The organism is Micromonospora sp. NPDC093243 (assembly GCF_044753725.1).
GTDB lineage: Bacteria > Actinomycetota > Actinomycetes > Mycobacteriales > Micromonosporaceae > Micromonospora.
Genome location: NZ_JBIVNT010000006.1, coordinates 274,214 through 286,917, shown reverse-complemented (window position 1 = coordinate 286,917; position 12,704 = coordinate 274,214). Strand labels below are relative to the sequence as shown.

Sequence of the window (12,704 nt, the reverse complement as noted above, 5' to 3'; positions counted from 1 at the left end):
AGGGTGATGGCATGGCTGAGCGATCTCTGACCCTGATGGCGGTGCACGCCCACCCCGACGACGAGGCGACGAGCACGGGTGGCGTCCTTGCCCGCTACGCGGCCGAGGGGATCACGACGGTGCTGGTGACTTGCACCGACGGTCGTTGTGGCGACGGCCCCGGCGGGGTCAAGCCGGGCGACCCGGGGCACGACCCGGCCGCCGTGGTGGCGATGCGCCAGAGCGAGCTGGAAGCCAGCTGCGCGGCGTTGAAGGTCACCCACCTGGAGACGCTCGGCTACGCCGACTCCGGGATGATGGGCTGGCCGACCAACGACCTGCCCGACGCGTTCTGGAACACGCCGGTGGCGGAGGCGGCCGACCGGCTGGCCGAGCTGATCCGGCAGTACCGACCGGACGTCGTCGTGACCTATGACGAGAACGGCTTCTACGGGCACCCGGACCACATCCAGGCCCACCGGATCACCATGGCGGCTGTCGAAAAGACGGGCATCCCCGCGAAGGTGTACTGGACCACGGTGCCGCGTACCGCGTTCGCCGAGTTCGGGCGGGTCATGAAGGAGCTCGGCGTCGAGTGGGCCGAGCCGGACGCGGCGGCGGTGGAGGCGGAACCGCAACTGGGCCTGCCCGACGACGAGATCACCACCTGGGTGGACACCACCAGCTACGGCGCGCAGAAGTTCGACGCGTTGGCCACGCACGCCAGTCAGACCGAGAACATCTTCTTCCTGCAACTCGGCAGGGAGCGGTTCACCGAGCTGATGGGCATGGAGACCTTCGTCCGGGTCCGCGACAGCACGGGCGCGCCGCTACCCGAGGACGACCTGTTCGCGGGACTGCGCTGACTGTGAGGCTGGCCGGGTCGTCCGGAGAGCGAAGACCCTCTATCGGACTTCTCGGCGGAGCTCGGAACTTTTCCGCTCTCCGGTCCGACTACTGCTGCATGCGAGCGATCATTGCGACGCAGGCCGGCGGCGCCGGTGGGTAGCGGCGTCCTGGCGTCCGGTCAGCTGAGGCGAGCCCGTGGCGACACCACGGACGACGATGCCGCGGTGACGGCGTGGGCGCTCGCCGCGGGTCGAGGCGACCGGGAGGCGGCCACCCGGTTCATCCAGGCGACCCAGCACCAGGTGTGGCGCTTCGTCGGTCACCTGGCGAGCCCGGGCGAGGCTGACGACCTGACTCAGGAGACGTACCTGCGGGCGCTGCGGTCGCTGCCGACGTTCGCCGCGCGCGCGTCGGCACGGACGTGGCTTCTCGGCATCGCCCGGCGCGTGGTGGTCGACCAGATCCGGGCCGCCACCTCCCGCCCGCGGACCGTGCCGTTGTCCGAGCGGCATGACCTGGCGGACACCGGCGGCGGGTTCGACGGAATGGTCGCGCTCGAGGGTGTTCTGCTGACCATCGACGCCGATCGGCGGGAGGCATTCGTCGCCACGCAGATCACCGGTCTCTCGTACGCCGAGGCCGCGGAGGTGTGCGGCTGTCCGGTCGGCACGATCCGCTCCCGGGTCGCCCGGGCCCGGGAGGACCTCGTGGTGGCCCTGAACGCCGGCCAGGCGTCGCCGCGGGGGCGGGCCGGCTGAGCATCGCGCCGTCGTGACCGGCAGCGCACAAGGCGCGGCCGGGACGACCGTCCCGGCCGACGCGGATGATCGGATGCCGGCCGGCCGCTGCGGCCGGCCGGCATCGACGAGGCTCAGCGGGCCTGTGCCGCGCGCCGGTAGGCGAGCAGACCGGCGACGAGCCCGGCGAGGCCGAGCAGGATACCGACGATCCCGTAGACGCTCCCGGTGCCGCTGTCGCCGCTGTCCTCGGCTGACGTCGCCGCGGCGGGGACCGGCTGGGCCGAGCCGGCGGCGGGCTCGGTGTCGGCGGCGGTGAGCTTGAGCACCGGTGCGGGATGCTCCGGCTCCTGGCCCGGGGTGGGCTCGTCGATCCAGCGGACGATGTCGCCGTCGGAGTACGTCTGCAACGCCTTGAACACCAGTTGGTCGGCCTCCGGCAGTGGCCCGAGGGACACCTCGAACTCCTGGAACTGCTTCGGCTTGATCACGGCGCCGAAGCTGGCGGTCCAGGTGATCCTGCTGACCGCTTCGGTGATCTCGCCGTCGTGGTTCTTGATCGGCGTGGTCAGTTTCGTCGTCTCGGTGGTGGCCGTCCAGCCGGCCACCGGCCTGAGCGACACCGAGGCGATCGGGGTGACGGTCGGAAGGTTCACCTCGACCTTCGTCGTGTCCGCACTGTCCTTCTCGTTGGGGACGCGGAACGAGACTTTCATCCAGCCGCCCTGCGTGGCGGTGCCCGGGTTGACCGTGACGTGCGCGGACGCCGGACTGGCGACCGCGACAGTGAGGGCCGCCGCGCAGGCGGCGATGGCGGCCAGGCGCGCGAGCAGGGACCGATTCATGGCGCTCGTCCTCGTTCTTCGGATCATGGGGAGGCCGGCGGGTCCGGCCATCGTGTGTCAGTCGGACGGGACCACGAACTAGTTCCCGGTCTCCCCCGAACGGTCATTTCCGGACAGCGCAGGCGAACGAGCGGGAACTGATCGACGACACCGTCCGACTACCGCTGTCGACGCCCTGTCCCGGAGGAGATCGGACGGTCCGCATGACCACCACGACAGACAGACGCTCGGCACCGGCTTCCCGGCCCCCGGCCCCGGCTGCCGACAGCCGGAGCTGGTCCGGGCTGCTGCTGCGCATCCACTTCTACGCCGGAATCCTGGTCGCCCCGTTCCTGGTGGTCGCGGCGCTGACCGGGCTGGCCTACACCGTCACCCCGCAGCTGGACCGGGTGATCTACGGCGAGCAGTTGCGGGTCGACGAGGTCGCTGGGCCGGCGCGTCCCCTGGCCGAGCAGGTGGCCGCCGCGCGGGCCAGCCACCCGCAGGGGACGCTGGCAACCGTGGCACCCGGCGAGGGGGGTACGACCACGCGGGTCGTCTTCGACGTGCCGGGGCTGGGCGAGGACCAGCACACGGTCTTCGTGGACCCCTACACCGGCCAGGTGAAGGGAACGCTGACCACCTGGTTCGGGTCGACGCCGGTGACGACCTGGCTGGACGACCTGCACCGCAACCTGCACCTCGGCGTGGTGGGCCGCCACTACTCGGAGATCGCCGCCAGTTGGCTCTGGGTTCTGGTCCTCGGTGGGGTCGTTCTCTGGTGGCGTCGGCAGGGTTCGGGGGTCGGCCGGCTGCGCCGGCTCGTCCGTCCTGACCTGACCGCCCGTCCCGGGGTGCGCCGCACGCGCGGCTGGCACGCGGCGACCGGGTTGTGGTTGGCGGTCGGTCTGCTGTTCCTGGCGGCGACGGGGCTGACCTGGTCCCGCTACGCGGGTGAGAACTTCGGCGCGGGCCTGGACGCGTTGAACTCGCGGAGCCCGGAGCTGTCCACCGCCCTGCCGGGCGCTGCCGGGCCAGGGGGCGGGACCGGCCACCACGGTGGCGGCACGACCGCCGCGAGCGACCCGACCCCGGTCGACCCCGCACTCACCGACTCGGTCCTCGCGATCGCCCGGGGCGCCGGACTGCACGGCCCGGTCGAGATCACGCCCCCCGCCGACGCGCAGTCGGCCTGGGCGGTCACCCAGGTCGACAACTCGTGGCCGGTGCGCAAGGACCGGGTGGCCGTCGACCCGGGCACCGCCAGCGTGACCGCTCGTAGCGATTTCGCGTCCTGGCCACTGCTGGCGCAGCTCAGCAGCCTGGGCGTCCAGGCACACATGGGGCTGTTGTTCGGGCCGGTCAACCAGATCCTGCTCGCCGCCCTCGCGGTCGGGCTGCTCTGCGTGGTCGTCTGGGGTTACCGGATGTGGTGGCAGCGGCGGCCTACCCGCACCGACCGGCGGGCCCCGGTGGGTACCGCGCCCGTCCGAGGCGCCTGGCAGCGCCTGCCGGGCTGGGGCATCGCGCTGGGCGTGCCGGTGGTCTTCGCCGTGGGATGGGCGTTGCCGCTGTTCGGGGTGACACTGCTGGGCTTTCTCGCCCTGGACCTGGTGGTCGGTGCGTGGACCGCGCGTCGCGCCCGCGCCGCAGCGGCCACGACGTGAGCCTGGCCGACCTGATCGCCGAACCGCTACGCGCCACCCGAGCAGCCGAGCCGGCGGTCCGCGAGCGGGTCGCCGAACTCGCCGAACTCGTGGGCCTCACCTCGGATCTGCTCCCCCGCCGGCCGCACGCGGTCTCCGACGGCAACTGCAACGTGCCTCGCCCGGGCCCTCGTCCACCGGCCCGACTACCTGCTCTGTGACGAGGCCACGGCGATGCTCGACGCGTCCACGCAGGCCCACGTCGCCGCGGTCATCGCCGACTACCAGCGCGCCCAGCACGCGGGGGTCCTGGTCATCACCCACGACCAGGCCCTGATGAGCCGCTGGGCCGACCGGGTCGTCGACCTCGACCCCAGCCCTGTCACCGCTTAGCGGTGGCGGGGAGTTGGACAATGGTCGTTGTCCGGCGGTGTGACGGAGCCCGGGAGGCCCACGGTGTGGATCTACGCAAACGCGGTCACGGCCACGTTCCACCGAGACCTGGCAGACCTGCTGGACGAGCTACGCGCCCGCCGCGTCGGCGATCCTCCGGTGACGTTGCAACGGACCGCCGAGTGGAGCGATGTCGACTACACCTTCGGCGGCAGCGTCAGCGTGACGTCGGCCGCCGGCGGAAAGGATCGCCACACGGTCGCGGTACGGCCGCACGTCTGGTTCGCGACCCATGCGCTGGTCCCGGGCCGGGCTGCCGAGCGGCGGCTGGACCCGAACTTCCACGGCACGGACGACGTGACCTGGCTGCTGTGTCAGCGGGTGGGTGGACGCGACCTCGCGGTGGGCGACGACGGCCCGCAGTTCGTGCTCGACCTCGCCGGGAGCCGGGAGGCGCAGCAGGCGGCGGCCCCCACCGCCAGGGACATCGAGGCCTGGCAGGAGCAGCGCTGCCAATGCGCCCCGGCGTCCGGGCATGACGAGCCGTGCGAGGGGCCCCGCGACCTGATCCGCGTGCTCGACGGCGACACCGTGCGCCTCGGTTGTTACGGTCACGCGGTCGATGCGCTGAGGCGCGACTCGTCGGCCCGACCCGAACCGGGCCCGACACCGGGATACACGAGGGCGGCACTGGAAGCGGCGGCACGAGAAGTAACCGACCTCGCCGGGGCGCGACACGCCCGCTGACGATCCGGCGACCGCCGTACCTGCGGGTGGATCGGCCGCGGGAATGGAGCCCACCCGATCGGGCTCATCGGGGCGTCTGCTCCACCGCCGGCTGGCCCGGACGCCCGCCACGCGCGCCGACCGTCGACGCCACCGTCGACGTTGGTCCGACCGTCGCGCTGTTCGTCGGCGACGCGGTCGGTTCCTGGCTGTTGCCCGCCGATCCGGTGGGACTCGGCGCGCCGCCGCCGGTGCTGCCACCGGAGGGCTCGGGTCGCTGCGAGGGGGTGGCGGATGCCCGATCGTCGGGCGTACGAGCGGTCGACCCGGGCGCCTGACCCGGCCCATCGGCTGACCTGCTCACCGCCGGCTCGGCGCCACCGGCCCCCGGGCTGGGTTTCCCGCTGGCCGGTGTCGTCGACGGGGACTCCGTCGGCCGCCCACCGGGTCCGGGCATCAATCCCGTCGGATCAGCGAACGCCAGGACGGCGACCAGCGCGGCCAGCGATCCGAGGAGCACCATGGCCACCGTCCGCCCTCGACGGGCGCCACCGGCCGGGGCGCCACCGGCCGGAGCCCCACCGGCCGAGGCGACGCCGGCCGGTCGCAGGTCGGCCTGTTCCGCCGCCGGCCGCCCTGGCGCTGCCGCGAGCGGGGCGGTGACCTGCGGGTCGGACGAGCCCACGAGGGCCTGCGCCGCGGCGGCCATCGCCGCCGCCGTCGGATACCGATCGGTGGGCTCTTTCGCCATGGCGGTGGCCACCAGGTCGCGAGCCTCGGCCGGAACGTCGTCGGGCAGCGGCGGCGGGTCGTCTTCGAGGTGACGCAGGGCGACGGCCAGCGGGTTGTCCCCCTGGTACGGGGGCCGGCCGGTGAGGCACTGGTAGACAACGGCACCCAGGGCGTAGATGTCGATCGCGGGGGTGGTCTCGTTCCTGGACACCTGCTCGGGTGCCATGTAGAGGGCGGTGCCGACGACCTGGTTCGCGCCGGTCAGGCTCGCCGCCTCGGGCAGCACGGCCACGCCGAAGTCGACCAGCACGACGTGCCCGTCGGGTTCGATGATCAGATTGCTGGGCTTGACGTCACGGTGGACCATGCCGACGTCGTGCGCGGCCTGCAGGGCGCGGGCGGTCTGCGCCGCAACCGACATCGTCTCGGCCGTGTCGAGTCGGCCGGCCTCGGCGATCCGCTGCGACAGCGGCTGGCCCTGAACCAGCTCCATCACGATGTAGGCGAGACGCGGGGCCTCGGGCCCGGACGTCTCGCCGTAGTCGTAGATCTCCGCGATACCCGGGTGGCGCAACGACGCCATCGCCCGGGCCTCCCGGCGGAACCGTTCACTGAAGCCGACGTCGCTGACCAGCCGGGGGTGCAGCATCTTGACGGCCACCGGCCGCTTCAGCGTCTCGTCGACGGCTCGCCACACGTCGCCCATCCCGCCGCCGGCGATTCGACCGGTGAGGCGGTAACGGTCTCCGACGAGTTGCCCGACACTCGACATACGTTCCTGGTACCCCAGGTTTCTCCGCCTCAAGCAGGTGCCGCTAGCGCAACGCCGTGTCGCACAGCTCGCGGTCGGCGCGCAGGCGGTAGGCGCAGGGCCAGTAGGCCTGGCAGTCGCGGCACCGACGGGGGTCGTCGGAGCACTGTTGATGGCGCTCGGCCAGCGTCTGCCACTTCTCCGCTTCCAGATCCATGACGGTCAGGTACCCACGCGACGCCCGGCCACTCATGTCCGCACCATGACCCGGGCCACCGGCGACGCCGGCAGCATCACCGGCGACATCGTGGCCGGGGTGGCCGCGCGGACGTGGCCGGCTCCTCCGAACCGCTATTGACGGGTCGACACGCCTAGGCCACTATTCCTACATGTCAGGTAGGATACATCGAGAACGGGGGGCGGGCCCTGTACGTCTCGGCGCGGACCGACTACGCCATGCGGGCGATGCTCGCGGTGGCGGCGCGGCACCCGGAGATCGTGAAGGCGGCGACGCTCGCCGCCAGCCAGGACATCCCTCCCCCATTCCTGCGGAACATCCTGCTCGACCTGCGCCGCGCCGGCCTGCTGCACAGCCTTCGGGGCGCCGACGGTGGCTACTGCCTCATCCGTGGACCGGCGGAGGTCACGGTGGGCGACGTGCTGCGCGCCACCAACGGGGCGATCACCACGGTCCGGGGTCTCTCCGTGGACGCCGCCAGCTACCAGGGTGTCGCCGCGGGACTGGGTGAGTTCTGGGGCGCGGTGCACCGGTCCGTCGCGGACATCGTCGACAACGTCACTCTCGCCGACCTGCTCGGGGCCAGCCACGAGCAGCCGTCGTCGTTGGCAATTTCGTTCTGCGCGGAGACGCGCCAAAGGAGGTTGGGTTCCCCATGAAGCACAGAGGTAGGGCGACCGTCGCTCTCGCGCTCGTGGCCGGGCTGGCACTGTCGGCCTGCGGGGGTGGGGCGTCGGCGGGCGACGCGACGACGCTGAGCATCGTCGGCTACGCGGTGCCCGAGGCGGCGAACAAGGCGATCGCCGCGCAGTGGAACAAGACCGACGCCGGCAAGGGGGTCAGGTTCCAGACCTCGTACGGCGCCTCGGGTGACCAGAGCCGGGCGGTGGTCTCCGGCCTCAAGGCCGACTACGTCCACTTCTCCGTCACGAGTGACGTGACCCGGCTGGTCGACGCCGGTCTGGTCGAGCAGAGCTGGGACGACGGCCCCAACAAGGGCATCGTCTCGTCGTCGGTCGTCGTGCTGGCCGTACGCAAGGGGAACCCGAAGAACATCCAGAGCTGGGACGACCTGATCAAGCCGGGCATCGGGATCGTCACGCCGAACCCCGGCTCGTCCGGCGCCGCCCGTTGGAACGCGCTCGCGGCCTGGGGGCACATCACCGCCAACGGCGGCAGCGACGCACAGGGCGAGGAGTTCCTGACCAAGCTCTTCGCGAACGTGGTGGCGCTGCCCAACAGCGGCCGCGACGCCACGACAGCCTTCCTCGGTGGCACCGGCGACGTCCTGCTCGCCTACGAGAACGAGACGATCCTCGCCCGTCAGAACGGTGAGGAACTCGACTGGGTGCTGCCCGCGACGACCATCCTGATCGAGAATCCGGGCGCGGTCCTGAAGAACGCGAACCCGAAGGCGAAGGAGTGGCTCGACTTCGTCCTGGGCCCGCAGGGCCAGCGCCAGTTCGCGCTGACCGGCTTCCGCCCGATCATCGACGGCGTCGAGACCACCGGAGTCAAGGGCGCGATCGATCCCAACAACCCGTTCCCGGCGCCGCGGAAGCTCCTCACTGTGGAGAAGGACTTCGGCAGCTGGTCCGATCTGTCCAAGAAGTTCTTCGACGAGAAGGACGGCATCGTCACCAGGGTCATCGCGGCCTCCGGGAAGGCGAAGTGAGCTCGACGGCACTCGCTCCGGGCCGGCCGGCGGACACCCGCCGGCCGGCCCGGGCCGGCCTGCCGCTGAGCCGGGTCTCCGGCCTGGGGCTCGGAGTGGCGATGCTGTGGTTCAGCCTGCTGGTGCTCATCCCGCTGGCCGCCGTGGTCGTGACCGCGTCGCAGGGCGGCTGGAGCTCGTTCTGGGAGACGGTGACCAACGAGCAGACCGCGGCCGCGATCCGCCTCACCGTCGGCACCGCGTTCCTCGTGACGCTGGTCAACGTCGTGATGGGCACGCTGATCGCCTGGGTTCTGGTACGCGACCGGTTCTTCGGCAAGCGGCTGCTGGAGATCCTCATCGACATCCCGTTCGCGCTGCCGACGATCGTGGCCGGCCTGGTGCTGCTGTCGTTGTACGGCCCGGGCAGCCCGATCGGGATCGACATCGCCAACACCCGCGTCGCCGTGTTCCTCGCCTTCCTGTTCGTGACGCTGCCGTTCATCGTGCGCACCGTGCAGCCGGTGCTGGCCGAGCTCGACCCGGAGGTGGAGGAGGCGGCGGCCTCGCTGGGCGCGAGCCGGCTCACCACCTTCCGGCGGATCATCCTGCCGAGCCTCACCCCGGCCGTCGCGGCGGGCGCCGCGCTCTCCTTCGCCCGCGGAGTCAGCGAGTACGGCTCACTGGTCCTGCTCTCCGGCAACCTGCCCATGCGTACCGAGGTGGCGTCGGTGCGCATCCTGAGCAGCATCGAGAACGACAACCCGGACGGGGCGGCGGCGGTCGCCGTCGTACTGCTCGCCATCTCGCTCGCCGTCATCGTCGTGCTCGACGTCATCCAGCGCAGGGTGGTGCGCCGTGGCTGACCGTTCCCTCACCATCCGGGCCGGCCGGCGCGGCCCTGGCCGTCACCTGCTGCGCCTGGTGGTCACCGCCTATCTGTTCCTCCTCGTCGCGTGGCCGCTCTACCTCGTCGGGCGCAACGCGTTCGCGGCCGGGTTCACCGACCTGAACGCGATCCTCACCGACCCCGATGTGGTCCACGCGCTGCGGCTCACCGTGGTCATCGCGCTCGTCGCCGTCGTGATCAACACGGTCTTCGGCGTCGGCGTGTCGATCCTGCTCGTCCGCTACGAGTTCCCGGGCAAGCGGCTGCTCAACGCGCTGCTCGACATGCCGCTGTCGGTCTCCCCCATCGTCGTCGGCCTCGCCCTCGCGCTGGTCTACGGCGGTCGCAACGGCTGGTTCGGGCCCTCGCTCGAGGCGGCCGGGCTGCAGATCATCTTCGCTGTGCCGGGCATGGTGATGGCCACGGTGTTCGTGGCGCTGCCACTGGTCATCCGGGAAGTCGTGCCGGTTCTGCAGGAGGTCGGCGACGAGCAGGAGCAGGCCGCCCGCAGCCTCGGCGCCAACGCCGTGCAGACCTTCCGCCGGATCACCCTGCCCTCGATCAAGTGGGGCGTGATCTACGGGGTCGTGCTGAGCCTCGCCCGGTCGTTGGGCGAGTTCGGCGCGGTCAAGGTCGTGTCCGGCAACGTGCTGGGTCAGACCCGCACCGCCACGCTCGTGGTCGAGGAGAAGTACCTGAACTTCGACAAGGGCGGCGCGTACGCCACCGCCTTCCTCCTCGCCCTCGTCGCGGTGGCCGCCATCGTCGTCGTATCCGCCATCAGGCCGAAGGAAGACCGTTGAGTATCGAGATCGCTAGTGTCGGCAAGCGGTTCGGCGGGTTCGTCGCGCTCGACGACGTGTCGGTGAGCATCCCGGCGGGTCAGCTCACCGCGTTGCTCGGCCCGTCCGGCGGCGGGAAGTCCACCCTGCTGCGCATCATCGCCGGGCTGGAGCGGGCGGACACCGGACGGGTCGAAATCGACGGCATCGACGCCACCAACCTCGCACCCCAGAAGCGCAACGTCGGCTTCGTGTTCCAGCACTACGCGGCGTTCAAGCACCTCTCGGTGCGGCGCAACGTCGCCTTCGGACTGGAGATCCGCAAACGCGGCAAGGACGAGATCCGTCGGCGCGTCGACGAACTGCTCGCGCTGGTGCACCTGGAGCAGTTCGCCGACCGGCTGCCGTCGCAGCTCTCCGGCGGCCAGCGTCAACGCATGGCCCTGGCCCGCGCGCTGGCCGTCGAGCCGACGGTGCTGCTGCTCGACGAGCCGTTCGGCGCCCTGGACGCCAAGGTTCGCAAGGAGCTGCGTGACTGGCTGCGTCGGCTGCACGACGAGGTGCAGGTAACCACCGTCTTCGTCACCCACGACCAGGAGGAGGCGCTGGAGGTCGCCGACGAGATCGTGGTGATCAACGAGGGCCGGGTGGAGCAGATCGGGTCACCCGACGAGCTGTACGACAACCCGGCAAACGAGTTCGTCATGCGCTTCCTCGGCCCGGTGACGCAACTCGGCGACCAGCTGGTGCGCCCGCACGACCTCCAGATCCGCACCGGCGACCCGGATCCGACCGACGTCTCCGCCCGGGTCACCCGTGTCACCCGCATCGGCTTCGAGATCCGGGTCGACGTCACCACCGCGGCCGCCCAGGACGTCGCCGTCACCCTCACGCGCAACGAGTTCCTCGCCCTCGGCATCGCGCCCGGCACGGCGGTGTGGCTCCGGATCACCCCGAACAGCCCCACCACCACCGCGGCCGACTCCGGCCAGTCGCCGTCCGCCGCACCGAGCCTCGCCGTGTCCCGCTGAGCAGCGACGAGGCCCGACATCAGGAGACGGCGAGGTCGAGCAGCCGGAGCAGAGGGTCAGGGCGTTCGCTGTCCGAGGGCGCGGGTGAGGCGGCGGACGGCCTCGTCCATCAGCTCGGGTGGGGCCGCGGCGTAGGTGAGGCGCAGGTGCTGTGCCGGGGGCTCGGCGGCGTGCCATGGGCGGCCGGGGAAGACGATGACGCCTTCGGCGGCGGCCGCGGCGGCCAGCGCGACGTCGTCGGCGCCGTCGGGCAGGCGGACCCACAGGTGCAGGCCACCCCGGGGGATCGTCGCCGGGACGAGTCCCGGCAGGTGGCGGCGTAGCGCGGTCAGCAGCGCCTCGCGCCGCGTCCGCAGCGCAGTGCGCAGGGCCCGGCGGTGCCTCGTCCAGGCCGGAGCGGTGACGATCTCCAGCGTGGCCTGCTGCAGCGGGCCGGCGACGAAGAAGTCGTCGAGCAGTCTCGCCGAGCGCAGCCGGGCACCGGCTGGGCCGCGGGCGCCGATCGCGGCGACCCGCAGGCCAGGGGCGGCGGACTTGGTCAGCGAACGCAGGTAGACGACGTGCCCGTCCGGATCGTCGGCGGCCAGCGGTGGCGGGGCTTCACCGTCGATGGTGAGGTCCCGGGCGTAGTCGTCCTCGATCAGGAACGCTCCGGCGTCGCGTACGGCTCCGGCGACCTGGGCTCGGCGGTGAGCGGCCAACGTCGCACCGCTCGGATTGGCGTAGAGCGGTTGGCAGTAGAGCAGTCGCGCGCCGGTGCGCGCGAACGCGGCAGCGAGTTGGTCAGGGAGGACGCCGTCGGCGTCGGCGGGCACCGGCACCACCCGCAGCCCGGCCGCCCGGGCAGCGGCCATCGCCCCCAGGTAGGTCGGGGACTCGACGAGCAGGGTGTCGCCGGGTACGGCGAGCGCGCGCAACGCGGACGACAGCGCGGCCTGCCCGCCCGGGCAGATCACCATCTCGTCGGCGCGCAGTCCGGCGCCGGTCTCACGGGCGAACCAGGCGCGCAGGTCCGCACGCCCCTCGGCCGGCCCACGCTGCCAGGCGGCGGGCTGACGGGCAGCGCGGGCGAGCGCGGCACCGAGCGCCGCAGCCGGCTGTAGATCCGCATCCAGGTAGCCGCCGGACAGCGGGATCGCTCCCGACGGCGCCACCGCGAGCAACGCCTGCATCTCGTCCTCGCCCGGCCTGCGGGCGCCGAGCGCCACCGTCTGCCAGGACAGGTCCGGGGCGCGTCGCTCGTCCGGGAGCGCGGCCACGAAGGTGCCCTTCCCCGATCGCGTCTCGATCAGCCCCTGCGCCACCATCTGCCGGACCGCCTCGGCGACGGTCACCGGCGAGGCCTGGTGCCGGGCGGTCAACTCGCGCACCGAGGGCAGCCGGCTTCCGGGCTCCGCGACGGCCACGAGCCTGCGCAGATCTTGGATAACGCGGGCCACTGCGTTACCGTTTTCCATGAGGGACGAGAGTAGC

General features: G+C 72.0%; 15 protein-coding genes. 11 read left to right on the top strand and 4 right to left on the bottom strand.

All coding sequences use genetic code 11. The features are described 5' to 3' along the window. The first annotated feature begins 11 nt into the window (after positions 1-11). Positions 12-845, top strand: a complete 834-nt coding sequence (locus ACIP9D_RS22005; protein ID WP_350873906.1) for a PIG-L family deacetylase — start codon at positions 12-14, stop codon at positions 843-845. A gap of 165 nt (positions 846-1,010) precedes the next feature. Further along, positions 1,011-1,586: a sigma factor gene (locus tag ACIP9D_RS22000; protein WP_350873939.1), complete on the top strand. Its 576-nt coding sequence runs from the start codon at positions 1,011-1,013 to the stop codon at positions 1,584-1,586. A 113-nt stretch (positions 1,587-1,699) separates the two neighbouring features. Here the strand turns inward: ACIP9D_RS22000 and ACIP9D_RS21995 are convergent, their stop codons facing one another. Beyond that, on the bottom strand, positions 1,700-2,410 hold the full coding sequence (locus ACIP9D_RS21995) for a YcnI family protein (protein WP_350873905.1): 711 nt from the start codon (positions 2,408-2,410) through the stop codon (positions 1,700-1,702). 203 nt (positions 2,411-2,613) lie between these two features. On the opposite strand from ACIP9D_RS21995, the gene ACIP9D_RS21990 reads away from it, so the two are divergent. The 4 genes from ACIP9D_RS21990 (at position 2,614) to ACIP9D_RS21975 (ending at position 5,175) form a co-directional block, all read left to right on the top strand. Continuing rightward, positions 2,614-4,056 (top strand): PepSY-associated TM helix domain-containing protein, encoded by a 1,443-nt coding sequence (locus tag ACIP9D_RS21990; RefSeq protein ID WP_350873904.1) that lies wholly within the window; start codon positions 2,614-2,616, stop codon positions 4,054-4,056. Beyond that, positions 4,053-4,256, top strand: a complete 204-nt coding sequence (locus ACIP9D_RS21985; RefSeq protein WP_350873903.1) for a hypothetical protein — start codon at positions 4,053-4,055, stop codon at positions 4,254-4,256. Before ACIP9D_RS21990 ends, ACIP9D_RS21985 begins: the two co-directional genes overlap by 4 nt. A 13-nt stretch (positions 4,257-4,269) precedes the next feature. Continuing rightward, a complete protein-coding gene (locus tag ACIP9D_RS21980) occupies positions 4,270-4,428 on the top strand; it encodes a hypothetical protein (protein ID WP_350873902.1) in 159 nt (52 codons plus the stop codon). 63 nt (positions 4,429-4,491) lie between these two features. After that, positions 4,492-5,175 carry a hypothetical protein gene (locus ACIP9D_RS21975; RefSeq protein WP_350873901.1) on the top strand — a complete coding sequence of 228 codons (684 nt, stop codon included), beginning with the start codon at positions 4,492-4,494 and terminating at the stop codon, positions 5,173-5,175. Positions 5,176-5,239: 64 nt separating this feature from the next. Here the strand turns inward: ACIP9D_RS21975 and ACIP9D_RS21970 are convergent, their stop codons facing one another. Then, positions 5,240-6,658 carry a protein kinase domain-containing protein gene (locus ACIP9D_RS21970; RefSeq protein ID WP_350873900.1) on the bottom strand — a complete coding sequence of 473 codons (1,419 nt, stop codon included), beginning with the start codon at positions 6,656-6,658 and terminating at the stop codon, positions 5,240-5,242. 43 nt (positions 6,659-6,701) lie between these two features. Next, positions 6,702-6,854: a hypothetical protein gene (locus tag ACIP9D_RS21965; protein ID WP_350873899.1), complete on the bottom strand. Its 153-nt coding sequence runs from the start codon at positions 6,852-6,854 to the stop codon at positions 6,702-6,704. A gap of 164 nt (positions 6,855-7,018) precedes the next feature. Between ACIP9D_RS21965 and ACIP9D_RS21960 the strand changes: the two genes are divergently transcribed. The 5 genes from ACIP9D_RS21960 to ACIP9D_RS21940 are packed head-to-tail and all read left to right on the top strand — an operon-like array spanning position 7,019 to position 11,231. Continuing rightward, complete coding sequence (locus ACIP9D_RS21960) at positions 7,019-7,534, top strand: Rrf2 family transcriptional regulator (RefSeq protein WP_350873938.1); 516 nt, start codon at positions 7,019-7,021, stop codon at positions 7,532-7,534. After that, on the top strand, positions 7,531-8,550 hold the full coding sequence (locus tag ACIP9D_RS21955) for a sulfate ABC transporter substrate-binding protein (RefSeq protein ID WP_350873898.1): 1,020 nt from the start codon (positions 7,531-7,533) through the stop codon (positions 8,548-8,550). Before ACIP9D_RS21960 ends, ACIP9D_RS21955 begins: the two co-directional genes overlap by 4 nt. Further along, positions 8,547-9,395 (top strand): sulfate ABC transporter permease subunit CysT, encoded by an 849-nt coding sequence (gene cysT, locus ACIP9D_RS21950; RefSeq protein ID WP_350873897.1) that lies wholly within the window; start codon positions 8,547-8,549, stop codon positions 9,393-9,395. The genes ACIP9D_RS21955 and cysT overlap by 4 nt, the downstream gene beginning before the upstream one ends. Then, on the top strand, positions 9,388-10,221 hold the full coding sequence (locus ACIP9D_RS21945; RefSeq protein WP_350873896.1) for a sulfate ABC transporter permease subunit: 834 nt from the start codon (positions 9,388-9,390) through the stop codon (positions 10,219-10,221). The genes cysT and ACIP9D_RS21945 overlap by 8 nt, the downstream gene beginning before the upstream one ends. After that, positions 10,218-11,231 carry a TOBE-like domain-containing protein gene (locus ACIP9D_RS21940; RefSeq protein ID WP_350873895.1) on the top strand — a complete coding sequence of 338 codons (1,014 nt, stop codon included), beginning with the start codon at positions 10,218-10,220 and terminating at the stop codon, positions 11,229-11,231. The genes ACIP9D_RS21945 and ACIP9D_RS21940 overlap by 4 nt, the downstream gene beginning before the upstream one ends. A gap of 56 nt (positions 11,232-11,287) precedes the next feature. Here ACIP9D_RS21940 and ACIP9D_RS21935 read toward each other — a convergent pair whose 3' ends face one another. After that, positions 11,288-12,688, bottom strand: coding sequence for a PLP-dependent aminotransferase family protein (locus ACIP9D_RS21935; protein WP_350873894.1), 1,401 nt, complete (start codon positions 12,686-12,688; stop codon positions 11,288-11,290). Positions 12,689-12,704: the final 16 nt, after the last annotated feature.

What these genes read in the sequence shown, in the direction of transcription:
- ACIP9D_RS22005 (WP_350873906.1), top strand. Translation starts at nt 12, where the DNA reads ATGGCTGAGCGATCTCTGACCCTGATGGCGGTGCACGCCCACCCCGAC.
- ACIP9D_RS21995 (WP_350873905.1), bottom strand. Translation starts at nt 2,410, where the DNA reads ATGAATCGGTCCCTGCTCGCGCGCCTGGCCGCCATCGCCGCCTGCGCG.
- ACIP9D_RS21990 (WP_350873904.1), top strand. Translation starts at nt 2,614, where the DNA reads ATGACCACCACGACAGACAGACGCTCGGCACCGGCTTCCCGGCCCCCG.
- ACIP9D_RS21980 (WP_350873902.1), top strand. Translation starts at nt 4,270, where the DNA reads ATGCTCGACGCGTCCACGCAGGCCCACGTCGCCGCGGTCATCGCCGAC.
- ACIP9D_RS21970 (WP_350873900.1), bottom strand. Translation starts at nt 6,658, where the DNA reads ATGTCGAGTGTCGGGCAACTCGTCGGAGACCGTTACCGCCTCACCGGT.
- ACIP9D_RS21965 (WP_350873899.1), bottom strand. Translation starts at nt 6,854, where the DNA reads ATGGATCTGGAAGCGGAGAAGTGGCAGACGCTGGCCGAGCGCCATCAA.
- ACIP9D_RS21955 (WP_350873898.1), top strand. Translation starts at nt 7,531, where the DNA reads ATGAAGCACAGAGGTAGGGCGACCGTCGCTCTCGCGCTCGTGGCCGGG.
- ACIP9D_RS21935 (WP_350873894.1), bottom strand. Translation starts at nt 12,688, where the DNA reads ATGGAAAACGGTAACGCAGTGGCCCGCGTTATCCAAGATCTGCGCAGG.